General features: G+C 67.3%; 26 protein-coding genes, 1 tRNA gene and 1 pseudogene. 26 read left to right on the forward strand and 2 right to left on the reverse strand.

The window, feature by feature from the left end; all coding sequences use genetic code 11:
- Nucleotides 1-17: 17 nt before the first annotated feature.
- The 21 genes and pseudogenes from ACWGUG_RS12515 to ACWGUG_RS12615 all read left to right on the forward strand — a co-directional run bounded on the left by ACWGUG_RS12515 (nt 18) and on the right by ACWGUG_RS12615 (nt 14,245).
- Nucleotides 18-878: a phage major capsid protein gene (locus ACWGUG_RS12515; RefSeq protein ID WP_452324870.1), complete on the forward strand. Its 861-nt coding sequence runs from the start codon at nt 18-20 to the stop codon at nt 876-878.
- An 18-nt stretch (nt 879-896) separates the two neighbouring features.
- Nucleotides 897-1,457, forward strand: a complete 561-nt coding sequence (locus ACWGUG_RS12520) for a hypothetical protein (RefSeq protein WP_452324871.1) — start codon at nt 897-899, stop codon at nt 1,455-1,457.
- The gene (locus ACWGUG_RS12525; RefSeq protein ID WP_452324872.1) at nt 1,454-1,852 is read left to right on the forward strand and encodes a DUF6093 family protein; all 399 of its coding nucleotides are present in this window, start codon (nt 1,454-1,456) and stop codon (nt 1,850-1,852) included. Before ACWGUG_RS12520 ends, ACWGUG_RS12525 begins: the two co-directional genes overlap by 4 nt.
- A 1-nt stretch (nt 1,853) precedes the next feature.
- Nucleotides 1,854-2,270 (forward strand): hypothetical protein, encoded by a 417-nt coding sequence (locus tag ACWGUG_RS12530; protein WP_452324873.1) that lies wholly within the window; start codon nt 1,854-1,856, stop codon nt 2,268-2,270.
- Nucleotides 2,270-2,677, forward strand: a complete 408-nt coding sequence (locus tag ACWGUG_RS12535) for a hypothetical protein (RefSeq protein WP_452324874.1) — start codon at nt 2,270-2,272, stop codon at nt 2,675-2,677. Before ACWGUG_RS12530 ends, ACWGUG_RS12535 begins: the two co-directional genes overlap by 1 nt.
- Nucleotides 2,678-2,765: 88 nt before the next feature.
- Nucleotides 2,766-3,248 carry a phage tail tube protein gene (locus ACWGUG_RS12540; protein WP_452324875.1) on the forward strand — a complete coding sequence of 161 codons (483 nt, stop codon included), beginning with the start codon at nt 2,766-2,768 and terminating at the stop codon, nt 3,246-3,248.
- A gap of 79 nt (nt 3,249-3,327) precedes the next feature.
- The gene (locus ACWGUG_RS12545; RefSeq protein WP_452324876.1) at nt 3,328-3,753 is read left to right on the forward strand and encodes a hypothetical protein; all 426 of its coding nucleotides are present in this window, start codon (nt 3,328-3,330) and stop codon (nt 3,751-3,753) included.
- 83 nt (nt 3,754-3,836) lie between these two features.
- Entirely contained in the window at nt 3,837-4,109 is a 273-nt protein-coding gene (locus ACWGUG_RS12550) for a hypothetical protein (protein WP_452324877.1), read from the forward strand.
- A 196-nt stretch (nt 4,110-4,305) separates the two neighbouring features.
- Complete coding sequence (locus tag ACWGUG_RS12555; RefSeq protein ID WP_452324878.1) at nt 4,306-6,951, forward strand: phage tail tape measure protein; 2,646 nt, start codon at nt 4,306-4,308, stop codon at nt 6,949-6,951.
- On the forward strand, nt 6,951-7,373 hold the full coding sequence (locus tag ACWGUG_RS12560) for a hypothetical protein (protein ID WP_452324879.1): 423 nt from the start codon (nt 6,951-6,953) through the stop codon (nt 7,371-7,373). The genes ACWGUG_RS12555 and ACWGUG_RS12560 overlap by 1 nt, the downstream gene beginning before the upstream one ends.
- 10 nt (nt 7,374-7,383) lie before the next feature.
- Nucleotides 7,384-8,466 (forward strand): hypothetical protein, encoded by a 1,083-nt coding sequence (locus tag ACWGUG_RS12565; RefSeq protein ID WP_452324880.1) that lies wholly within the window; start codon nt 7,384-7,386, stop codon nt 8,464-8,466.
- Between the two features lie 55 nt (nt 8,467-8,521).
- Nucleotides 8,522-8,674 (forward strand): annotated as a pseudogene (locus tag ACWGUG_RS12570) (hypothetical protein); the annotation flags it as partial.
- A gap of 12 nt (nt 8,675-8,686) precedes the next feature.
- Nucleotides 8,687-8,887 (forward strand): hypothetical protein, encoded by a 201-nt coding sequence (locus tag ACWGUG_RS12575; RefSeq protein ID WP_452324979.1) that lies wholly within the window; start codon nt 8,687-8,689, stop codon nt 8,885-8,887.
- 32 nt (nt 8,888-8,919) lie between these two features.
- On the forward strand, nt 8,920-9,267 hold the full coding sequence (locus ACWGUG_RS12580; protein ID WP_452324881.1) for a hypothetical protein: 348 nt from the start codon (nt 8,920-8,922) through the stop codon (nt 9,265-9,267).
- Complete coding sequence (locus ACWGUG_RS12585; RefSeq protein ID WP_452324882.1) at nt 9,264-10,157, forward strand: hypothetical protein; 894 nt, start codon at nt 9,264-9,266, stop codon at nt 10,155-10,157. Before ACWGUG_RS12580 ends, ACWGUG_RS12585 begins: the two co-directional genes overlap by 4 nt.
- 9 nt (nt 10,158-10,166) lie before the next feature.
- Nucleotides 10,167-11,264, forward strand: coding sequence for a hypothetical protein (locus ACWGUG_RS12590; RefSeq protein ID WP_452324883.1), 1,098 nt, complete (start codon nt 10,167-10,169; stop codon nt 11,262-11,264).
- A gap of 87 nt (nt 11,265-11,351) precedes the next feature.
- Nucleotides 11,352-11,507: a hypothetical protein gene (locus ACWGUG_RS12595; RefSeq protein ID WP_452324884.1), complete on the forward strand. Its 156-nt coding sequence runs from the start codon at nt 11,352-11,354 to the stop codon at nt 11,505-11,507.
- A 14-nt stretch (nt 11,508-11,521) separates the two neighbouring features.
- Entirely contained in the window at nt 11,522-11,698 is a 177-nt protein-coding gene (locus tag ACWGUG_RS12600) for a helix-turn-helix domain-containing protein (protein WP_452324885.1), read from the forward strand.
- Between the two features lie 80 nt (nt 11,699-11,778).
- Nucleotides 11,779-13,533 carry a glycoside hydrolase domain-containing protein gene (locus ACWGUG_RS12605; protein ID WP_452324886.1) on the forward strand — a complete coding sequence of 585 codons (1,755 nt, stop codon included), beginning with the start codon at nt 11,779-11,781 and terminating at the stop codon, nt 13,531-13,533.
- A 95-nt stretch (nt 13,534-13,628) separates the two neighbouring features.
- Entirely contained in the window at nt 13,629-13,937 is a 309-nt protein-coding gene (locus ACWGUG_RS12610; RefSeq protein WP_452324887.1) for a hypothetical protein, read from the forward strand.
- Nucleotides 13,934-14,245, forward strand: coding sequence for a hypothetical protein (locus ACWGUG_RS12615; RefSeq protein WP_452324888.1), 312 nt, complete (start codon nt 13,934-13,936; stop codon nt 14,243-14,245). Before ACWGUG_RS12610 ends, ACWGUG_RS12615 begins: the two co-directional genes overlap by 4 nt.
- A 302-nt stretch (nt 14,246-14,547) precedes the next feature.
- Here the strand turns inward: ACWGUG_RS12615 and ACWGUG_RS12620 are convergent.
- Nucleotides 14,548-14,620: transfer RNA gene (locus ACWGUG_RS12620), tRNA-Arg, on the reverse strand.
- Between the two features lie 43 nt (nt 14,621-14,663).
- Nucleotides 14,664-15,488, reverse strand: a complete 825-nt coding sequence (locus ACWGUG_RS12625; RefSeq protein ID WP_452324889.1) for an SGNH/GDSL hydrolase family protein — start codon at nt 15,486-15,488, stop codon at nt 14,664-14,666.
- Between the two features lie 159 nt (nt 15,489-15,647).
- Here ACWGUG_RS12625 and ACWGUG_RS12630 point away from each other — a divergent pair, with 159 nt between their 5' ends.
- The 5 genes from ACWGUG_RS12630 (at nt 15,648) to ACWGUG_RS12650 (ending at nt 22,031) form a co-directional block, all read left to right on the forward strand.
- Entirely contained in the window at nt 15,648-16,502 is an 855-nt protein-coding gene (locus ACWGUG_RS12630) for a transglutaminase-like domain-containing protein (protein ID WP_336398556.1), read from the forward strand.
- Between the two features lie 83 nt (nt 16,503-16,585).
- Nucleotides 16,586-18,253, forward strand: a complete 1,668-nt coding sequence (gene argS, locus ACWGUG_RS12635) for an arginine--tRNA ligase (RefSeq protein ID WP_452324890.1) — start codon at nt 16,586-16,588, stop codon at nt 18,251-18,253.
- 2 nt (nt 18,254-18,255) lie between these two features.
- Nucleotides 18,256-19,077, forward strand: a complete 822-nt coding sequence (locus ACWGUG_RS12640) for an LmeA family phospholipid-binding protein (RefSeq protein WP_452324891.1) — start codon at nt 18,256-18,258, stop codon at nt 19,075-19,077.
- 150 nt (nt 19,078-19,227) lie between these two features.
- The gene (gene lysA, locus ACWGUG_RS12645) at nt 19,228-20,682 is read left to right on the forward strand and encodes a diaminopimelate decarboxylase (protein WP_452324892.1); all 1,455 of its coding nucleotides are present in this window, start codon (nt 19,228-19,230) and stop codon (nt 20,680-20,682) included.
- Nucleotides 20,679-22,031, forward strand: a complete 1,353-nt coding sequence (locus ACWGUG_RS12650) for a homoserine dehydrogenase (protein WP_452324893.1) — start codon at nt 20,679-20,681, stop codon at nt 22,029-22,031. Before lysA ends, ACWGUG_RS12650 begins: the two co-directional genes overlap by 4 nt.
- Nucleotides 22,032-22,046: the final 15 nt, after the last annotated feature.

The following is a 22,046-nucleotide window of genomic DNA, read 5'->3' on the forward strand; positions in this document are numbered from 1 at the left end:
CCAAGAGAGGGCCAGACATGGCTATCACGAATTTCGTGCCCGACCTTTGGTCGGCAAAGATCCTCGTTGCGCTTCGCAAGAAGGCGGTCGCCGCCGGTCTCGTGAACCGTGACTACGAGGGCGAGATCAAGCGGATGGGTGACTCCGTCAAGATCACGTCGATCAACGACGTCACCATCGGTTCGTACACCGCGCACTCGGACATCACCTGGGAAGACATCGACGACGCGACCCGTTCGCTGCTCATCGACCAGGCGAAGTACTTCGCGTTCGAGCTCGACGACATCGAGCGTGCACAGGCCGTCAACGGCGGTGCGGTGATGAACGGTGCGATCGACAACGCCACCTACCAGCTCCGCGACACGCTGGACACGTTCCTGCTGTCGACCCTCGCGGCCGGCGTGCAGGGCACGTCGAACGACCTCGGCACCGTCGCGATCCACACCACGGCCCGCAACCTGTACGACTCGTTCGTGGACCTCGCCGTCAAGCTTGACGAGTCGAACGTCCCCGAGGAGGGCCGCTGGGCTGTCCTGAAGCCGTCGCTTCACGGGCGTCTCCTGAAGCTCGACGAGTTCATCCAGGCGGGTGACTCCGCTTCCCCGATGGCTCGCCTCAACGGCTTCATCGGTGAGATCGCGGGTCTGTCGCTGTTCAAGTCGAACAACATGCCCACGGTGACGGACGCTGCGGCGACCGGTGGTGCGGTCATCGCTGGTCACGGCATCGCCGCGACTGTCGCTGAGCAGATCGTGTCGGTTGAGGCTGTGCGTCGCGAGAACCGCTTCGCGGACGGCGTCAAGGGCCTGCACGTGTACGGCGCCAAGGTGGTCCGCCCGACCGCTCTCGCGACCGTCGAGTTCGACGCCACGGCGTAACACACATAGGAGGATCACGTGGAAGCGTTCACCAACTCTGACGCTGTCGCCGCCCGACTCAACCGCACTTTCACGAGTGCGGAGGACGAGTGGGTGACGACGCTGCTGGTGGACGCTTCCGCGTACCTCCGGTCGGTGATCGGGCAGGACGTTTACCCGGTCACCACTTCGACGTTCACGGCGTGGCCGGATGCTGGGCGGGTTGATCTACCTCAGTATCCGGTCGTGTCCGTGGATGCTGTTGAGCGGGATGACGTGGCTGTGGAGTACACGTACCGTCCCGGATACGTCACCGTGTCGTGTGATGACCCGGTGGATGTGACGTTCACGTGGGGTGTGGACACGGCACCGGAGATCCTGGTGTCCCTGTCGGCGGTGCTCGTGTCGCAGGCGATCATGTCTGTGGAGACGGGGACGGGGCTCACGTTCGGTGGGTTGTCGTCGATCGCGTTGGATGATTTCCGGGCTGCGTTCGCTGATGGTGGGGCGTCGTCGGGGATGGTGCTCCCGGTCCCGCAGCAGAAGCTCATTCGCCGGCAGTTCGGTCGGGGTGACGTTGATGTGGTGGAGACCCGGTGAGCCTGCTGGGTGGAGCGCGGTCGTTCGGGCGTGCACGGACTGAGGCGCGGTTCACGGAGACGCTGTCCGCGTACACGGTGGCGTTGAGTACCGAACCTGACGAGAACGGTGAGTACCAGGAGACCGAGACTGTCGTGTATTCGGGGGTTTCGGGTGAGGTGCGGTTCCCGACGTTGACGGTGCGGGAGCGGGAGCAGGGCGCCCAGTTCCCGGCTGTGCAGGACGTGGTTGTGAAGGTCGCTGTTGGTGCTACCCCGAATGTGGCGGTGGGCACGATGTGGCGGGTGACGGCTTCGACGTCGGATGCGTCGCTGGTGGGTCGCACGTTCCGCACGAAGGGTCTTCCGCAGGCGGGGAATGTGACCGCGCACCGGTACCCGGTGGAGGCGAGCTGACGTGACGGACGGTATCAGCTTCGATTTCTCTGAGCTGGATCGTCTCGCCGCCGACCTGGGCAAAGTTGCGGACAGTATCGAACCGTTCGTGAAAGCGGCGCTCAACGTGACGTCGCTGAACATCAAGCGGGCGGCGCAGGCGAAGGTGAGTGCACGCCGGCACTTCAAGCAGGCGGCGCGGGCGATCACGTTCGATGTGGAGTCCCGCCGTGGCGGGTTCTTCTCAGAGATCGGGTACGACAAGCGCCGTGGTGCTGGGGCGCTCCTCGGAAACCTTGTCGAGTTCGGTGCCCCCAACTCCCCGAACGCGCTCACCCCTGGCCACGAGTTGGCGTCGGCGCTGCGGGAGAACCAAGAGGACTTCATCCGTGGTGTTGAGCGGGCTGAGGAAGACGCACGTCGGAAAGCGGGTCTGTGATGAAGAAGCACACGGACGCGTTGAAGGCGAAGACGCAGGAGATCCCGGCGTTTGCGTCGAAGACGTTCATCACCCTCGCCCCATCGGGGACGGTTGCGCCGTACATCGTGTGGCATCCGGCGCAGGGGGAGAACGAGCAGACGGCGGTGACCGGGCCGAAGGTTCGACGCAACCCCCGCTTCACGGGGCACATCATCGGCCGGCACGCGAACGAGGTGCAGTCCCTCATGGACGCGCTTGAGGAACTGCTGGTCCCGGACGGTCGGGGCATCACCCTGACGGTGACGGGCGACAGGTCAAAGCCGGTGTGGTTCTCGTCCCCGCTTCCCATTCAGGTCCAGTCCGATCCGCTCCCCGCTGTTGTGTACGGCGTGGTTGAGGTGGGTTGGGCTGCTGACCCCGAGTAACAGATCTTCCGCCCCGTGGCGGAGAACACCGGACCCCAACCGGGTCCATTGAGCCCGCCCACGGGCGATTACCCAAAGGAGAGCCGACATGGCCGCAGAAGATGTCCCGGGCAGTGTCAATTGGGACGACAACCTCCGCATCACGTGGACCGCGCTGGCAGACGACCCCAAGTCGGCTGCTGACCTGGCCGCTGGTGTGGACCTCACCTACTCGCTGAAGTCGTTCGCTCGGACGATCAACGAGGCCCGCATCGAGGACCCCCGCCTGACCCTCAAGCAGATCCTTGAGAAGCCGGGCAAGGTCTCCGAGTCTGTCGAGATTCAGGGCGTGTTCGGTGCCGCTGACGACGTGATCTCGGACACGCTCGTGCAGGGCACGCAGGGTCACCTCACGGTGCGTTACTCGGTGCCGAACGCGACCGCGTGGACTGCCGCTCAGGTGGTCGACGTCATCACCGTTGAGTGCGGCAAGCAGCGGAAGGACTCGCCCGTTGAGAACGGTGTGCAGACCTTCACGCAGACGCTGTTCGTGATCGACATCACGGAGGACAACGTCGCGATCGCGGCGTAACTAGACCCCGGCCTGGGTGGTTCCTCCACCGTCCACCCAGGCCGGTTCACTCCACGGTGGAGGTAGGTGGAGAAGACTCTTGAGTGTCAAGGATTTGATTGCGAAGGCGCGGGCTGAGCTCGACACGGCGGCGCCCGTGGTGGTGCCTGTTGAGGTTGGTGGGGAACTGGTCGATATCGGTTTCCGTCCCGTTCTCGGTACCGTGTGGGCTGACCTGATGGCGGTTCACCCGCCCCGCCCTGGTGCTGTGCTCGACGGCAACGTGGGGTTCAACTCGGACGCGGTCGCGAAGGATTACCCGCTGGACCGGGTCACGGTCGATGGAGAGCCGGTCGACGCGGAGACGTGGGCCGACCTGATGGGCGTGCTGACGTCGCCGGGCATCAAGCTCGTTGCGGCGGCACTGTGGGGGTTGAACCAGAACGACCCGCAGCGTCGGGCTGCTGAACTGGGAAAAGCCCGAGCGGGCGCGGCAAAGAGGAAGCGGCGCTCGCCCGCGAACTAGGCGTGTCCCCGCGCCGGCTGATGGGCTGGGAGCCTGCCACGGTCACTCTCTATGAGTACGACGGGGACAGGCTGATCCGGTCTGTGACGGTGCAGGAACCGGAGTGGTCCCCGGACGATGTCGCGTTGGTGATCGCGTCCCGTCGCGATGAGCGGGTGAAGCGTGGCCCGCACGGGTACCCGCTCGAGGTCGCGATGGACCCTGAGAACCAGTTCGCGTTTGAGCCGGGGAAGCCTCGCCGCGATTGGGCGATGAAAGCGCTTCAGGACGCGCAGGAGACGTACTTCCAGGTCAATAAGGACGCTCGCGGCGACCGGTCGCTGGTGTGGGACGTGACCCTGCGTAAACCAGGCTGACGCCGGCCAGCACCGCGACTACGGCGAGGCCGAGTAGCCACGGCACGAACCCGCCCACGGCGAGCAGTATGCCACCGCCAACTATCCCTACCGCTATGAGCAGGGCGCCCCCGATCCGCATGGGCGTGACGCTACGGCACACACCCGGAGGTGTCAATTGGCAGACCGGCAGACAAAGGTCACCCTGTCGCTGCGAATGCAGCAGTACGTGGACGGGATGAATAAGGCCCGTCAGGCGACGAAGGAAACGGCGGCTGAGGCCGACAAGCTCGCCAAGACGAAGCAGCAGTTCGACATGCTGGGTCGGGCGTCGCTGGCCGCTGGTGCGCTTATTGCGGTGGGCCTGGGGTCTGCGGTGGCGAAGTTCGCTGAGTTCGATCAGGCGATGTCGAACGTGCAGGCGGCGACGCACGAGACGACTGAGAACATGGAGGCGTTGCGTGACGCGGCGCTTGAGGCTGGCGCTTCCACCGTGTTCTCCGCCACTGAGGCGGCCAACGCGATCGAGGAGCTGGCTAAGGCTGGTATCGCGACTGAGGACATCCTGTCGGGTGGTCTGGCGGGTGCGTTGGATCTTGCCGCGGCGGGTGGGCTTGGTGTTGCGGAGGCGGCGGGTATCGCCGCTACGACGATGCAGCAGTTCGGTGTCGCGGGCGATGAGGCGCAGCACGTCGCTGATCTTCTCGCGGCCGGTGCCGGTAAGGCGATGGGTGACGTGTCTGACATGGCTCAGGCGCTCAACCAGGCCGGTCTCGTCGCGAACCAGTTCGGGATCAGTGTTGAGGAAGCGACGGGTGGTCTGGCTGCTTTCGCGTCGCAGGGTCTCCTCGGGTCCGACGCGGGTACGTCGTTCCGCACGATGCTGCTGAGGCTTGCGAACCCCACTGAAGAGGTCAAAGACCTCATGGCGGCGATCGGGTTCGAGGCTTACGACGCGGCGGGAAACTTCGTCGGTCTTGCGGGTGTCGCGGGGGAGCTCGAGACGTCCCTGAAGGGGATGACGAACGAGCAGAAGCAGACGACCCTGGCGATGATCTTCGGCCAGGACGCGATCCGTGCCGCGACGATTCTCTACGAAGAGGGCGCGTCGGGGATTGAGGAGTGGACCGAGAAGGTTGACGATGCAGGGTACGCGGCGGAGACCGCGGCGACCCGCCTTGACAACCTCAAGGGTGATTGGGAGGCCCTGTCGGGCGCTGTTGACACGGCGATGATCTCGATGGGTGAGGCTGCGGACGGCCCCCTGCGGTTCTTTGTGCAGTCGCTCACGGCGCTGGTGGACAAGTTCAATGAGATGCCGGCGGCTAGTCAGCAGGCGGTGTTCTGGGTTGGTGCGGTCGGTGCGGCGGGGGCTACCGCGCTCGGGTCGTACCTGCTGCTGGTTCCGAAGATCGCTGAGTTCTCGGCGGCGCTTGATGTGTTGGGGCCGCGTGCGGCTACTGCGGCGCGGAACGTGGGACTGGTCGCGAAGGTTGGCGGCGGGGCGCTTGCGGGTATCGCTGTCGGTGCGGTGGCGCTGGACGCGCTGACTCAGGCGCTTCGGGAGATCGGCCCCTCTGCGGAGGAGACGGCGAACCAGATCAAGACCGCGACGGATGCGGTGTCGCTGCTGGACGTGGCGTTGCAGAAGCAGATCGGCGGCGGGTCGAACCTGAAGCTTGCTGAAGCTCAGATCAAGTCGCTGGGTGACGCGCTCGACAATTTCGCGAAGGGTCCGGGCGGAGCCAACAACCCGCTTTTCGGGAACACGATCTTCAACCTGGAACGGTTGGGGGACGAGCTTGCCAGTCTGGCTGAGTCGGATCTCCCGGCGGCGCAGCGGCAGTTCCGTGTGCTGGTCGAGGCCGGGGATCTGACGGAGAAGCAGCAGCGCACTCTTCTGGAGACGATGGGCGCGTTCAAGAGCGAGCTCACCGACCAGGCGACCGCGGCGAACGTTGCGGCGGACGCTCAGTCGTTGCTTGAGATGGCTCTGGGTGACTCTGAGGAGACCACCGAGGATAACGAGTCGGCTTTGCGGGCGTTGGCGGGTCAGGCTGCGGCGACGGGTGATGAGGTTGAGGATCTGGCGGACACGATCCGCGGGTTTGGTTCTGCGACGTTGAACACGCGTGACGCTCAGCGGTCGTTCGAGCAGGCTCTCGACGACCTGGCGGAGTCCGTGGAGGCGAATGGGGCAACGCTCGACATCACAACGCAGGCGGGCCGCGACAATGAAGCGGCGATCGACTCGCTGGCGACGACGACCCTTGAGTGGGCGGCGTCGGTGTACGAGCAGACCGCTTCGCAGGAGCAGGCGAACGGTGTGATTGCCGACGGTCGGTCTCGGCTTATCGAGATGCTGGGGCAGTTGGGGATCACGGGGCAGGCGGCGGAGGACTACGCCGATGACCTGGGGTTGATTCCGGGGAACATCGAGACCGCTGTTGCGGTGACCGGCGTTGAGGAGGCGGAGTCGGCTCTGAACGAGCTGGCCCGTGACCGGTATGCGGTGATTCGGGCGACGGTTGGTTCGCAGGGTGGTGTGGCGCCTCGTCAAGGTGTCGACATTGCGCGCGCGTCGGGTGGTGCCGTGTACGGGCCTGGCACTTCGACGTCGGATTCGGTGATCGCGGCGCTGTCGACCGGTGAGCATGTGCTGACCGCGGCGGACGTGGACGCGATGGGTGGTCAGCACGCGGTCTACGCGTTCCGCGAGTCGCTGCACGGCGGTGGTTCGTGGGGTGGCGGTGGTGGGGGCGGCAACGTGCAGGTTGACGTTCACCCGGCGCCGGGAATGTCTGAGGAACACATCGGGCGGATCGCTGCGGAGAAGACAGCGTTCATGATGCGGAGGGTCTGATGCTCGCGACGATCAACGGGCTCGAGTTCGTCGGAGACGGTGCCTCCGGGACGTACACGATCAGCGCCAACGGTCTGATCGGTTGGTTCGAGGGGGTGGGGGTCCGCAACGAGCAGATCCCCCGCCCGATCTCCGATGGTGTGTTCGATTCGCCCGGGTATTTGACGGGCCGGCTCATCACTTTGCAGGGGTTGGTGTTGGCGTCGTCGGATGCTGCGTTTGAGGCGGCGTTGGGGGCGTTGGGGGATATCCCGGTGCTGGATTTGACCGAGTTTGTGGTGACGACGGGGGCGGGGTCGAAGGCGGCGATGGTTCGTCGCGTCGATAAGCCCGATGTGTCGTTCGACGTGTGGGGTCGTTCGGCGGCGTACCGGTTGTCGTTGTTCGCCCCGGACCCTGCCCTGTACGTCCCGACTCCGTAGGAGGCCGCCTGTGTGGTCGTGGAACATTTATCACACGCAGACTGGTGTGCACGAGTTGGCGTTGCCGGAAGCTGCGGCGGGTTCGTTTGATACGCGGGTGACGGGTAAGGGGTCGGGGGACCACTCGTTTGTGCTGTATGGGGCGGGTATTTCGCAGGCGGATGTTCGGGAGTTCACGAAGGGGAACAAGTACACGATCACGCAGGAGTGGGATGGTGTGGTTTGTTTCGCTGGGGTGATTCAGGGGCGCCGGTATGTGAAGCGGTCGCGGGTTCTTCAGGTGCGGTCTGCGGAGTTGCGTGGGGCGTATCTGAACGACCGGATGCTGTTTGGTGTCCCGGAGTATGAGGTGAACCCGTCTGGGACGGTCCTGACTGTTCTGGGTAAGTCTCATGCGGGGGCGGCTCGGGCTGTGTTGGATGCGGCGACGAACCAGAACGCGGAGTGGGCGTTTCCGTTGGATCTTCCCTCGGATGGGTCTGGTGGGTTTTCGGCGTCGTGGACGTATGACGACCGGTTGAAGGTGGAGGACCATCTTCAGCAGATCGAGGATGACGGGGCTGAGGTGTTCCTGCGGCCGTATAAGTCGTCGGGGAATCTGCGGTGGCAGGCGCATGTTGGTGCCCCGGCCCTCACCATCGGCACGGCAACCACCCTTGACGTTGACGCTTCGGACAGTCCGATCCTCGATCTTGAGGTTGATGACGACTATGTGAAGCAGATGACGGGTGTCCTCGCGTTTGGTGAGGGTGGTCGTACTGCGATTTCAAAGTTCGCACCGACTGTGGGTACGGGTGCGACGGATATGGGTGTGCGGGACACGTGGGTTTCGTTCCCGGATATCACGTCGGAGTCGCGTTTGCAGGCTGCTGCGACCGCTACGTATAACGCGTTGAAGGTGCCGACGTCGGCGTGGGACTTCGGGTTGCATGTGTACCCGGATGGGCCTGCGTATGCGCTCCCGGGCCGGTTGCTGACGTTGTCGTCGTTGGGGGATGAGTTCATTCCTGATGGTGACCATGCGTTGCGGGTTGTGGGTTTGCGTGGCGGGGTTGGGTTCACGGTGACACCGGAGGTGCAAGTTGCCAGTTGATGACCCTTCGGACCCGACTGCTGAGGTTCGCCGGCTGCGGAAGCAGGTTGAGCGGTTGCTGGCGGGGAGGGGTTCGTCTGGGGGTGGGGATTCGTCGCACGCAGGGTCGGGCGCTGACAGTATCCAACTCGGCCCGGAGGCTGTTGCGGAAGGTGACAGCTCGGTCGCTTTGGGGGACAGCGCGTATGCCGCGCATCTGCGTAGCGTCGCCATCCTGAGCTTGACGACTCGCACGTACCAGATCGCGCTCGGCTCGGCGGCTCACGAGGTTCTCGTGAAGGGGTGGCTGACGCTGAATCAGTGGACCCCGTTCGATTCGGCGGACGTGATCGGTGTCGTTGGGACGGTCGCTGTGGACGACGACTACATGTACGTGAAGACGTCGTCAGGGTGGAAGCGCGTAGCCCTGTCGTCGTTCTGAGTCTTTGAGTTCAACAGGAGTGAGGACTGATTATGGCGGAGCTTTCGCAGTTGCCGGGGGTGCTGGACCTCACCATTTACCGGGGGGACAACACCAACTTTCAGGTGACGTTGACGGACACGGAAACGCAGGAACCGCTCGTTCTGCCGGAGGCGGGTTGGCGGGCGCAGGTTCGGGTGGTGCGGGCGTCGGAGGATGTTCTGTTCACGATCACTGTAGACGCTGCGGACGCGGCGACTGGTGTTGTGGGGTTGTCGATCGCTGGGTCTGACACGGGGTCTGTGACGGTGGATTCGGCGTTCTGGGATTTGGAGAACACGGACACTGACCGGACGTATCTGGCGGGGAAGGTTCGCTTGAAGGGTCAGGTGTCCCGATGAGCGATATCACCGTTGAGGTGACGGGGGAACCGTCGATCACGGTTGACGTGCAGGCGGTTGGCGCGCAGGGGCCAGCTGGTCCGGGTGCTGATCCGGCTGACATTCAGGATCAGATTGAGGCGTATGCGGCGCCGATCTCCCACGCGCACGCGCAGTCTGATGTGACGGGACTCGAGGCGACTCTGGCGGGGAAGGCTGACGGCTCGCACACGCACGCGCAGAGCGACGTGACGGGCCTGGCTGCGGCTCTCGCCGGGAAGTCCGACACGGGCCACACTCACACGTCGGCGGACATCAGCGACTTCGACGACGCGGTGCAGGCGATCGTGGACGCTTCCCCTGGTGGTGGTGCCGCGTGGGGTGGGATCACTGGAACCCTTGAGGACCAGACAGACCTCGCGACCGTGCTGGACGGGAAGTCGGATGATGGGCACACGCACGCACAGGCCGACGTTACCGGGCTGACCGCGGCTCTCGCCGGTAAGGCAGATAGCGCGCACACGCACACGGCTTCACAGATCAGCGACTTCAATACCGCTGCGGACGCACGGGTGACCGCTGGTATCACCGGGAAGCTTGACATCACAGATGCTCCTGAACTCATCAGGGACACCATTGCGGTGGCTCTTGTCGCCGGGACGAACGTGACCATCACGCCGAACGACGGCGCCGACACCATCACGATTGATGCGACCGGCGGCGGTGGTGGTTCGGCGCAGGAAGTCCGCCACGACTCCGACGCCACCTACTCCTACATGGGTTCCGCCACGGCAGGAACCGCGGAGGGATCGTCCGGGTGGACGGTAACCCGCATCACACTCAGCTCGCCTCCCGTGATCGAGGACGGCACCGGCACTTGGACTGGTCGCGCAGCGATCACCTACTCATAAGGGGCATCCTTGGCTACTATCACAGCGCAGGCGAGTGGCAACTGGTCGAACACGGCGACGTGGGTTGGCGGCGTCAAGCCAGGCGTAGGCGACACCGCGAGCTCGGGGAACTTCACCGTCACGATCGACGAGGACATCTCGGTTCAGACCCTCCAGATCCCAACAGGCGCGGTAGGGAAGTTCGCGGTCTCGTCCGTGCGCAACATCACTCTGTCTACCGGGCTGTCAGTGGGGGCGCATACCAGCGCAGCCGTCGCGGTGCTGGACTTCCTGGCGGGCTCCGGCGGATCGGTCCTAACCGTCACGGGCGGGGACATCATAGGCGACACCACCGCTGCGGGCTCGGAACCGTTCGCGGTCCAGATCGCCACTGCTGTGACCATCGTCGGGTCTGCGCTGGGCAGTGCCGGCAACGCGATAAACGTCGCTTCGGGCGGCGTCCTCACGCTGGTGACCGCAACAGGTGGCTCGAACGGGTACGGGGTCAGCGTGGCGTCCGGCGGTGTTGCCTTCGTCACGAATGCTGTCGGCGGCGGGAACGGGATTTCTGGGGTGAATGTCGCGTCGGGCGGCGTTGCTACGGTGACGCACGTCACCGGCGGCACCGGCTCCACGGCCTGCGGTCTCAATGTGCTGGCCGGGGGCAGCGGCTCCATCGCGGCGGGGGGCACCATCACCGCTTCGAGCACATCGGCGGCCGTCCGAAACGAGTCGACTGATGCGGTCCTGCTGCGGGCCGGCGTGACTGCAACCGATCACGAGAACGGGATGCGCGCGCTAGGCGAGGGACGGTTCGTCATCGACGACTCGGGCGACTTCATCAACCACGTGCGCACCGTCGCGTCAACGTCCTGGCCGACTGCTTCCTACGACAGCAGCGCCATGCTGACCACACAGGAGAGCGATGATCTCCCCGCGGCGGCTGACGTGCGCGATGGTGTCACGTTTGGCCCGTCTGGAATCCTCACCGGTACCCTCGCGGTTCCGCCTGCTGCGTCGGTTGCGGCCGGGGTTCCGGTGGATGACACGGTTGGGACTGCTGCGGTGAGTCTGGCGGATGTGGCTGCGGTGACGGGCGCGCAGATCGCGGCGGCGACTTCCGCGTAACCGGATGTATCAGGGCTCCTGGTGGGTGCTCTACGTGTTATGGGAAAGCCTATTGTGAACCGTAACGACAACCAGTACAGTACCGACATGGAGACCGTGACAATGCTGGATCTCGACACCACCCAGTTCGTTGCCCACTGGGTGCACATGGACGACGACACCATCTGCGACCGACACGAAGTCTGCAACCGCGACACCTACGCGCGTGGCGGCAGGCCGGACTTCGGTACATTCACGGAGTGACCCAACGTGGCGCCGTGACAGAGAACGACCTTCAGCTCATCGAGCAGGCCCGCGCAGCGAAGGACACTGCTGACGCGAACTGGCAGGCCGCGGTACTCGCCCTCGCGGAACGGTCCAGTATCCGTGAGGCCGCGAAGGCCGCTGGTATCAGCCCCGACACGATTGTCAGGTGGCGGCGACAAGACAACTGAACGCAATAGGCCGCGAAGCCCCCGGGTAATCCCCTCCCCATGAGGACCCGGGGGTTTTCGCTTGCCCGGGGGAGGTTCCCATGCCCACCTACAGCAACGGGTACATCCCCGAGAATCTGCTGGTCACGTTCGCGACCGGCTGGAACCGCACGGACGGCGACTGGAAGCACCAACTATCCCCGGGAACCTACGCGAAGTACCGGGCGTTGGTGGCGCGCAGCCCTGGGGGGAAGCTTCAGGTCACCCCCGGGTGGGGGGCGTACCGGCCGTACTACGCCCAAGTCATCGCCCGCCGCATCTTCGGGAACGGGGCGGCGGTCCCCGGCACGTCATCACACGGCGGCTACTGGGAGGGGCGGCAAACCCTAGCCATCGACTTCCACAACTGGGGCTCGATCTACGGGTGGGACCAGTCCCGTTGGTTCGCGGACTGCCGTGCCGTGGGCCTCACCCCCGGAATGATCATGCGTTCCCGCGGGTACCCGGACGAGCCCTGGCATGTGATCGACCTTGACCCGTGGGGTGCTGTCCCCGCCGGCACCGCAACCCCGTTGAAGGAGTGGGACGAAATGGCGACGAAGCAGGAAATCAAAGACGCGATCGTGGAGGTGTTGACCACGCACGGCGCCGGCCCCGGGAACCGTGGCGTGTACGACTCCCTCAAGTTCATTGCGTCGCTGATCGACGCGAAGGGCAACCAGGTCATTGCCGAGGTTGGCACCCCGGACGTGCAGGTGTTCCGTGACGCCGTGATCTCCGCCCTCACCGACTGGCGCGTGTTCGACCAGAACCGCAACGTGTTCGACCAGCTCAAGTTCCTTGCGAGCTCGGGGCAGGTGAACGTTCCCGCGTTGGCGGACCAGTTCATTGCGGCGCTTGTTCCCGCGCTGACCCCGCACCTGGGGGTGTTGACGGACCAGACCGTGCAGCAGGTTGCGGTTGCGGTTGCGGATGAGTGTGACAGGCGGGAGGACGGCGACCCTGAGCCGTTGCCGGAAGTGGAGTCGCAGGGGCCTCTTCCGGTTGACCCGAACCCTGCGGAACCGGCGGGGGGTTGGCCGACCGGGGGATACCTCGCAACCAACCGGCTCATCATCGACATTCAGAAGCTTCTCGGGATCACCGCTGACGGGCGGTACGGTCCCGCAACGTCGCAGGCTGTGGCGAAGTGGCAGGCGGCACGATGGCTCACCGCTGACGGGATCTGGGGTGTCACCTCGGACGGGCTCGGGTTCCCCCCCGCATGGTGGGTACACGGCGTCGACTACTCATTCGCACGCCCCGACATCCCCACCATGAAGAACCGGGGGATTCGCCTCGCGGGCCGGTACCTGTGGGCGCCGAAGTACACGGACGGCCGCACCAACAAGGGCATCGACCGCCCCGAATACGACACCCTGAAAGCCAACGGGATCATGCCGTTCTTCATCTATGAGGAGGACGGTAAGGAGTTGCGGGGCGGGTTCGACGCTGGTGTTCGGGTGGCGAAGGCCGCTGAGGGGTTCCTGGGGAAGTTGGGTCTTGCCGGGTTCCCGGTGTACTTCAACGTGGATTACGACGCGCCCGCCGCGGACATGCCCGGGATCCTGGAAGCACTCAAGGGCATCGCGTCTGTTATCGGGCTCGAGCGGACTGGCCTGTATGCCGGGTTTGGTCCGGTGAAGGCGGCGTTCGATGCGGGTCTGATCCGTTGGGGTTTCCAGACGTATGCGTGGTCGGGTGGGCGTTGGGATTCCCGCGCCCAGTTGCAGCAGTGGTCTAACGGGCAGTGGGGCGGAACGATCGACTTCACTCGTGCCGTCGCCCCCCAATTCGGACAGAACCCGGTGACCTGATGCCTACATGGTTCATCGAATGGGCCGAGTCGGTGAACCTTTGGGGAACCCTCCTCACCATCTCCGGCCTCGCCTCACTCATCACCGGGGCGGTCGTGTTCGTGAAGAAGGGGTGGCCGTGGCTGAAGTCGTTCGCCAAAGCCATCCTGAACACCGCGCAGATCATCGACTCCGTGAAGGAACTCCCAGAGTTCATCGCCCGCACGGACGCGACCCTCGCCGGCCAGGACACGAAGATCGCTGAGATTCACCACGAGGTGCATTACAACAACGGGTCTTCGGTGAAGGACGCTGTGCGCCGTGTGGAGACGGGTGTGGCGGGTTTGTATGGCGAGATCGCGGAGTTGAAGGAAGCGGATGCCGCGCTCCGCCGCGACATGGAAGACACCGAGGGTTCCGAGTGACCCCGCACGCACGAACGAACTTCGCCGCCCAGCCGGGCGGCGTTTCTGTTGGAGGAACTATGAAGGCCCTTTGGGATTCCCTTGTCCGCACCGTAGTGCCGATCGCGGTCGGCGCCGTCATCAGCTTCTTCGTCGCCCAGGGCATCGAACTGGACCCGGAGTTCGAGGGCGCCCTGTTCCTCGTGCTGACCGGCGCGCTTCAGGGTGTGTACTACGGCGCGGTTCGCCTCTTCGAGATTTACGTGTCCCCGAAGTTTGGGTGGCTGCTGGGTCTCGCGAAGGCTCCCGAGTACAAGGCGGGTGAGTGATGCGTCCGATGCCTCACGGGGTCACGAACCTCGTCCCGATGCCTCATCCCCGCACGAACAGTGTCCCGGTCCTGCCGTCCTGGCTCGAGTTCTTCCTGTCCTGGTTCTGAACCGGGTGCGCCCCTCTCACCTTCGGGTGGGAGGGGCGCTTTCGTCGTTTGTGCGGCTGTGGACGGCTACAGGATCAAAGGTGCACCGCGAGGTATCTCGGCTCACGCCCGGGCTTACGTAGCCTCACCACCCTGGAAAGGCTGAAGGCCCCGATCCCTTGTGTTTACTGGGATCGGGGCCTTCTCTTGATGTGCCCCCGACAGGAATCGAACCTGCGACCTTTGGTACCGGAAACCAACGCTCTATCCCCTGAGCTACGGAGGCGTGCCGATCGAGATTACCATCCCGGACGGGCGGCTCCCGCCAGTCACGGTGCCGGGACGGCGTCGTCGTGCGGGGCGTCGGCCACGATCGCAGGCTGATCCGCCATGCGCTCGATCGCGTCCGCGACGCGCCCGGCGAGGTAGGCGTGACCGTCCGTGGAGGGGTGGTCGCGGCCGACCGGCCCGGTGTCGATGACGTCGAGGTAGTTCGCCTGCGTGATCCAGTCCTCGGCGATGGGGGAGATGTACCACCACCCGCGGGCGGAGGCGAGCTCGCCGAGATCGGCGTCGATGCTCCGCGTGCTGCGCTCCACGGGCAGCACCTGCGGGGCCGGACCGAGGATCACGATGTCGGCGTCGGGATACCGGGCGTCCAGCGCGTCCCACGCGGCCTTCACGGCATCCCGGTACCCGTCCGGATACAGCCGGCGATCGTTGATGGACCCCTCGACGATGATCACGTCGGGATCGAGCGCCGGGTCGAGCGCGGCGATGCGCTCGCCGTAGGACGGCCCGTCGATCCCGGGCTTCAGGTAGCCGCTGCCGCGGACGCCGTCGACGACGGTCTCCACCCCGAGCTCGTCGGCGAGCCGGTACGCGAACCCGAGCGTCGGCGTCGTCGCCGCAGATCCGTACACCCACGAGTCGCCGAACACGAGCACGCGGGCGTCGTCGTCGAGCAGGAGGGGAGCGAGGGGGACGGATGCCGCGGCCGGCGCGTCGCCCTCCGAGACGGCCACCTGTGCGACGGGTTCGGGCGCCACACCCGGACGCACGAGGGCCACCGCGCACAGCGCGGCCACGGCGATCGCGGCGACCGACAGGGGGAGCCACAGCCGCCGTGCGCGGAAGCGGCCGGGCGCGTGCATGTGAAGAGGGTAAGTCATCTCCCCGGGAGTCTCGTCCACAGTGCCGGGAGCTGGGGAAAGGACAGGCGGATCCTGAGCCTCCGTGTCCTTCCTGGCCGCTCACCCGGGAACCTCCACAGCCCCGCGTCGAGGCGCCTCGCGGCATGCGAGGATACTTCGGTGCAACGCGTCGTGACCGCTGAGATGGACCTCGAACTGGGGGCATCCGTCGACCTCATCTTCCAGATCGCAGCCTCCCAGGCGGTGCCGGTCTCCAATGAGCAGCTGACGTTCACGCAGGGTGATCGCGTGTACACGCCGACCGAGATCGTCGACCAGTCCGGAAGCCGGCTGCACCGCCTCACGGGCGAGCCCGGGCGGCTCGAGATCCGCTACGAGGCGACCGTCGAAGGTCAGGCAGCGTCGAGCCGGACGAGCGACCTCGAGGCCATCACGTACCTGCGCCCCAGCCGGTACGCGCAGTCCGACGAGGTGTTCCAGCAGGCGCGCCGTCAGTTCAAGGGCCTCTCGGGTCACGACCTCATCGCGGCTGTGTCCGAGTTCGTCGCGTCCAGCACCACGTACACGCCCGGCCTCAGTCACGGCACCGACAGCGCCGTGACCACGCTCATGACGGGGCAGGGCGTGTGCCGGGACTACGCGCACGTCGTGATCGCGCTGCTGCGGGCGATGGACATGCCGGCCCGCTACGCCGCCTGCTACGCGCCGGGGCTGCGCCCGATGGACTTCCACGCCGTGGCGGAGGCCTATCTCGACGGCGCCTGGTACGTGATCGACGCGACGAGGCTCGCGAATCGCAGGTCGCTGGTGCGCATCGCCACCGGACGCGACGCCGCGGACTGCGCGTTCCTCAGCTACCACGGCGGCTACGTGGGGCTCGAGCGCCTGCGCGTGGACGCGTGGGTGGTGCCCGAGGCGGCGACGCTGGAGGGACTGGACACGCTTCCCGATGCCCTCCCCGAGGCGGCGGATCCCGCCTCCGACGACTTCGGCGCGCTCGTGCAGATCTCCTGAGAGCCCGGCCCGCCGACGGCCTTGCCGACGGCGGTGCCGCGCCGGACGGGGGCCGCCACCGGCCCAACTAGAATGATCCGGTTATGAACCCCGAAGCCCTCTCCGCCGCTCTGCTCGCCGTCGTCGCTCCGCTGGCGGAGGCCCGACGCCCCGGTGCGGCGGCGGGGCTCACCGCCGCCGACCTGCCGCTGGAGCGGCCGAAGAACCGCGACCACGGCGACTGGGCGTCCAACGCGGCGCTCAAGCTCGCGAAGGCCGTGGGTGCGAACCCGCGCGAGTTCGCCGCCGACATCGCCCGTGGCCTCGCCGAGGTCGAGGGTGTCGCGGGCGTCGAGGTGGCCGGTCCCGGGTTCATCAACATCCGGCTGGATGCCGCGGCCGCCGGCGCCCTCGCTAGGACGATCGTCGAGGCCGGCGCGGCGTTCGGCACGAACGAGTCGCAGCGCGGCAACACGATCAACCTCGAGTTCGTGAGCGCGAACCCGACCGGGCCGATGCACATCGGCCACACCCGCTGGGCCGCACTGGGCGACTCGATGGCGCGGCTGCTGCTCGCCAGCGGCGCGACGCTGGTCCGCGAGTTCTACGTCAACGACGCCGGCGCGCAGATGGAGCGGTTCGGGCGCTCGGTGCTCGCGGCCGTGAAGGGCGAGCCCACGCCCGAGGACGGCTACCCGGGCTCGTACATCGACGACCTCGCGCGGCGCGTGCTCGCCGCGGAGCCCGAGCTGCTGTCGCTGCCCGAGGAGGAGCAGCTCCGCGTGGCCCGCGATCGCGCGTACGACTTCCAGCTGGGCGACCTCCAGGTCTCGCTGGAGAGGTTCAACGTCCACTTCGACGTGTTCTTCAGCGAGCGCACGCTGCACGCCAAGGGCCCCAACGGCGAGCCGAGCCTCGTCGACGAGGCGGTCGACCGCCTTCGCGAGCAGGGACACGTGTTCGACGAGGACGGAGCGGTGTGGGTCCGCACCACCGACTTCGGCGACGACAAGGATCGCGTCATCCGCCGCACCAACGGCGAGTACACCTACTTCGCCGCCGACGCGGCGTACTACCTCAACAAGGGCGACCGCGGCTTCGCGCACAAGATCTACCTGCTGGGCGCCGACCATCACGGCTACGTCCACCGCCTGAAGGCGCTCGCGGGCGCCGCCGGCGACGACCCCGACAAGGACATCGAGGTGCTCATCGGGCAGCTCGTGTCGGTCAACGGGGCGCGGCTGTCCAAGCGGGCGGGCAACATCATCGAGCTCGACGACCTGCGCGACTGGATCGGCACCGATGCGCTGCGGTACTCGCTGGCGCGCTACCCCGCCGACTCGCCGCTGACCCTCGACCCCGAGATCCTGCGCAAGCGCACCAACGACAACCCGGTCTTCTACGTGCAGTACGCGCACGCCCGCACGCACAACGTCGGCCGCAACGCGCACGGCTCGGGCGTCGACCGCTCCGAGTTCGCTCCCGAGCTGCTCACGCACGAGACCGAGTCGGCGCTCCTGGGGGCGCTGCAGGAGTTCCCGCGCATCGTCGCGTTCGCCGCCGAGGTGCGCGAGCCGCACCGCGTCGCCCGCTACCTGGAGGAGCTGGCGGGCCTGTACCACCGCTGGTACGACAACTGCCGCGTCATCCCGCTCGGCGACGGGCCCGTCGAGCCGGTGCACCGCACGCGCCTGTGGCTCAACGACGCCACCGGACAGGTGCTGCGCAACGGCCTCGACCTCCTCGGCGTCGGCGCGCCCGAGCGGATGTAGCGATGAGCGCAGCGGACACGCGGCCCACCGAGCCCCTCCCGGAGCGGACGGCGGCGTCCGCGTCGCCCCGGCGCCGGCGCGGGTCCTGGCCCTGGTTCGTCGGCTTCGCCATCGTCGCACTGCTCGCGGTGGCCGCCTGGTTCGCCGCCGAGCTCATCGCCCGGCAGATCGTGGTCGGCGTGGTGCGCGACCAGGTGCGCACGCAGCTCGCGCTGCCCGACGACCAGGCGATCGACGTCGTCCTCGTCGAGCCGGTGCTGCCGCAGCTCATCGCGGGGACGCTGACCGAGCTCACCATCTCGTCGCAGGACGTGGTGCTGGGCAGCGTCGAGGGGGACATGTCGGTGGTCGCGCAGGGCGTGCCCGTGCGTGGCAGCGGCGGCATCGCCGGCGCCGAGGGCACGCTGGTGCTCGACGAGCAGCAGCTGAGGACGCTCATGTCCGGTGTCGAGGGATTCCCGGCCGACAGCCTCGGGCTCGCGGCCCCCGACATCACGGCGACCACGGACCTGACGATCTTCGGCGCGACGGTCGCCGTCGGCGCCGCACTCACCCCGTCCGCCGCCGAGGGCGATCTCGTGCTGACCCCCGCGTCCCTCCAGATCGGCGGTGCGGAGGTGTCGGCCGAGGAGCTCCAGGACCGCTTCGGCCGGATCGCCGACGGCGTGCTGCGCGACTGGGACGTCTGCGTCGCGGAGTACCTCCCCGCCGGGGTGACCCTGACGTCGGTCGCCGTCGAGGGCGAGACGCTCGTGGCCGGCTTCGACATCGACGGCGGCATCGCCTCCGACCCCGCGCTGCAGGAGAACGGCACCTGCGCCTGAGACGCCGGGCGTCACACGGCACGGGGGCCCGCAGCCGCGTGCCCTAGACTGCTAGCACTGCCAGGGGCGTGACTCCGCCGGCCCGGCATTCGCGCCGCACCCGGTCGCCCGGACGGCCACAGCGTCGAAGCCCCCACCGATTGGTCCACCGTGTCCGCCGACCCGCACACCCGCACCGTCGCTCCGGCCTGGCTCCATCCGCCCGCCGATGCGAACGGCCTTGCGCCCGCCGTGTGGCCCGCGGCGGCCCGCCGCGACGATGCGGGAATCCTGTCTCTCGGCGGCATCCCCGCCACGACGCTCCGCGAGCGCTTCGGAACGCCCGTGTACGTCCTGGACGAGGACGAGGTGCGCGCCACCGCGCGGCGGACGCTCGACGCGTTCCGCGCCGCGGCGGCGATGCACGGCGTGCAGGCGCGGGTCTACTACGCCGGCAAGGCGTTCCTCAGCACCGAGGTGGTGCGGTGGGTCACCGAAGAGGGGCTCGCGGTCGACGTGTGCACCGGCGGCGAGCTCGCCGTGGCGCTCGCGGCGGGGGCCGATCCCGCGCGTCTCGGCTTCCACGGCAACAACAAGTCGGTCGCCGAGCTCGAGCGCGCGGTCGATGTCGGGATCGGGTCGATCGTCATCGACAGTCTCATCGAGATCGAGCGGCTCGCGGCGATCGTCGAGCGCCGCGGCGGCACGCAGTCCGTGCTGGTCCGGGTCAACAGCGGCGTGCACGCCGAGACGCACGACTTCCTGGCCACGGCCCACGAGGACCAGAAGTTCGGCTTCACGCTCGAGGACGCCCCGGAGGCCGTCGCGCGCATCCGCGAGCTGCCCGGCCTGGAGTTCGTGGGACTGCACTGCCACATCGGCTCGCAGATCTTCGGCACCGCCGGCTTCGAGGAGTCGGCCGCCCGCATCGTCGAGCTGCACGCCCAGCTGCGTCAGGGCGGCGAGCTGCCCGTGCTCAACCTCGGCGGCGGCTTCGGCATCGCCTACACGTCGGTCGACGACCCGACGCCCATCGAGGTGCTGGCCCTGGGCATCGCCGAGGCCGTGGCGCGCGAGTGCGAGGTGCGCGGCATCCCGATGCCGAACCTCGCCTTCGAGCCGGGCCGGGCCATCGTCGGCCGCGCCGGTGTCACGCTGTACGAGGTCGGCACGACGAAGCCGGTCGCGCTCGAGAGCGGCGACGCGCGGCTCTACGTCAGCGTCGACGGAGGCATGAGCGACAACGCGCGTCCCGCCCTGTACGGGGCGCAGTTCTCGGCGCGCATCGCCTCGCGCACGAGCGAGGCCGAGCCGGCGCTCGCGCGCGTGGTCGGCAAGCACTGCGAGTCGGGCGACATCGTCGTGGAGGCCGAGTACCTTCCGGCCGACGTCGCCGCCGGTGATCTGCTGGCGGTGCCGGCCACCGGTGCCTACTGCTTCTCGCTCGCCAGCAACTACAACTACGTCCCCCGCCCGCCGGTCGTGGCGCTGCGCGGGGGAGAGGCGCGCGTCATCGTGCGCGGCGAGACGGTCGACGACCTGCTCGCCCGCGACGCGGGCCTCGAGACGGCCGTGTTCGAAGCTGGGCGTCCCCTCGAGGACGCACCGATGGAAGGGACCGCATGACCGACTACCGCCGCCTCCGCGTCGCACTCCTGGGAGCCGGAGCCGTCGGCTCGCAGGTCGCGTCGCTGCTGCGCCAGCACGCCGACGAGCTCGCCGACCGGGCGGGAGCGCGGCTGGAGCTGGTCGGCATCGCGGTGCGCGACGTCGACGCCAAGCGCGACGTGGACCTTCCCAAGGATCTCTTCACCACCGACGCCGAGTCGCTCATCGTGGGGTCCGACATCGTGATCGAGCTCATGGGGGGCATCGAGCCGGCGCGGGCGTACCTGCTGCACGCGATCAACTCGGGTGCCGACGTCGTGACCGCCAACAAGGCGCTGCTCGCCACGCACGGTCCCGAGATCTTCGACGCCGCCGATCAGGTCGGTGCCGAGGTCTACTACGAGGCGGCCGCCGCGGGCGCCATCCCCATCATCCGCCCGCTGCGGGACTCGCTGGCGGGCGACCGCGTGCAGCGCATCATGGGGATCGTCAACGGCACCACGAACTACATCCTCGACCGCATGGACACCGAGAGCGCGGAATTCGCCGACGTGCTCGCCGACGCCCAGCGCCTCGGCTACGCGGAGGCCGACCCCACCGCCGACGTCGAGGGCTACGACGCCGCGCAGAAGGCCGCGATCCTCGCGAGCCTCGCGTTCCACACCACCGTCCCGCTCGAGGCGGTCCACCGCGAGGGCATCACCTCGATCGACAAGTCGATGATGGATGCCGCGCGCCACGCCGGCTACGTCATCAAGCTGCTGGCCGTGTGCGAGCGGCTGAGCGAGGCATCCGGCGAGGCCATCTCCGTGCGCGTGTATCCCGCGCTCATCGACCGTGCGCACCCCCTCGCCAGCGTCCACGGCGCCAACAACGCGGTCTTCGTGCAGGCGGAGGCCGCCGGCAACCTCATGTTCTACGGCGCCGGGGCCGGCGGCGTGCAGACCGCATCGGCCGTGCTCGGCGACGTCGTCTCGGCGGCACGCCGCCACATCGCCGGCGGTGTCGGCGTGGGCGAGTCGACGCTGGCGAACCTGCCGATCGTCCCCGTCGGCCGCGTGACCACGAGCTACCAGATCACGCTCGAGGTCGACGACGAACCCGGCGTGCTGGCGACGGTGGCGGGAATCCTGAGCGACGGGCGCGTGTCGATCGCGACCGTGGAGCAGACCGTCGTCGAAGAGGGCGCCGCGACAGGCTCGGGGCAGACCGGGTCGCAGGACGATGCGGGCGAGCCCGGTGTGGCGCGCCTGGTGATCGGCACGCACAAGGCGCGCGAGCAGGACCTCAGCGACACCGTCGCGCGCCTCGCCGCGAGCGGCGTCGTGGAGCGCGTCGTCTCGGTGCTGCGCGTCGAAGGCAACTGAAGGCTTCTGAAGGAG

The sequence above is a fragment of the Microbacterium sp. NPDC055455 genome, assembly GCF_053619935.1.

What these genes read in the sequence shown, in the direction of transcription:
- ACWGUG_RS12625 (WP_452324889.1), bottom strand. Translation starts at nt 15,488, where the DNA reads ATGCACGCGCCCGGCCGCTTCCGCGCACGGCGGCTGTGGCTCCCCCTG.
- argS (WP_452324890.1), top strand. Translation starts at nt 16,586, where the DNA reads ATGAACCCCGAAGCCCTCTCCGCCGCTCTGCTCGCCGTCGTCGCTCCG.
- ACWGUG_RS12595 (WP_452324884.1), top strand. Translation starts at nt 11,352, where the DNA reads ATGGAGACCGTGACAATGCTGGATCTCGACACCACCCAGTTCGTTGCC.
- ACWGUG_RS12650 (WP_452324893.1), top strand. Translation starts at nt 20,679, where the DNA reads ATGACCGACTACCGCCGCCTCCGCGTCGCACTCCTGGGAGCCGGAGCC.
- ACWGUG_RS12585 (WP_452324882.1), top strand. Translation starts at nt 9,264, where the DNA reads ATGAGCGATATCACCGTTGAGGTGACGGGGGAACCGTCGATCACGGTT.
- ACWGUG_RS12640 (WP_452324891.1), top strand. Translation starts at nt 18,256, where the DNA reads ATGAGCGCAGCGGACACGCGGCCCACCGAGCCCCTCCCGGAGCGGACG.
- ACWGUG_RS12535 (WP_452324874.1), top strand. Translation starts at nt 2,270, where the DNA reads ATGAAGAAGCACACGGACGCGTTGAAGGCGAAGACGCAGGAGATCCCG.
- ACWGUG_RS12580 (WP_452324881.1), top strand. Translation starts at nt 8,920, where the DNA reads ATGGCGGAGCTTTCGCAGTTGCCGGGGGTGCTGGACCTCACCATTTAC.
- ACWGUG_RS12560 (WP_452324879.1), top strand. Translation starts at nt 6,951, where the DNA reads ATGCTCGCGACGATCAACGGGCTCGAGTTCGTCGGAGACGGTGCCTCC.
- ACWGUG_RS12555 (WP_452324878.1), top strand. Translation starts at nt 4,306, where the DNA reads ATGCAGCAGTACGTGGACGGGATGAATAAGGCCCGTCAGGCGACGAAG.
- ACWGUG_RS12515 (WP_452324870.1), top strand. Translation starts at nt 18, where the DNA reads ATGGCTATCACGAATTTCGTGCCCGACCTTTGGTCGGCAAAGATCCTC.
- ACWGUG_RS12605 (WP_452324886.1), top strand. Translation starts at nt 11,779, where the DNA reads ATGCCCACCTACAGCAACGGGTACATCCCCGAGAATCTGCTGGTCACG.
- ACWGUG_RS12540 (WP_452324875.1), top strand. Translation starts at nt 2,766, where the DNA reads ATGGCCGCAGAAGATGTCCCGGGCAGTGTCAATTGGGACGACAACCTC.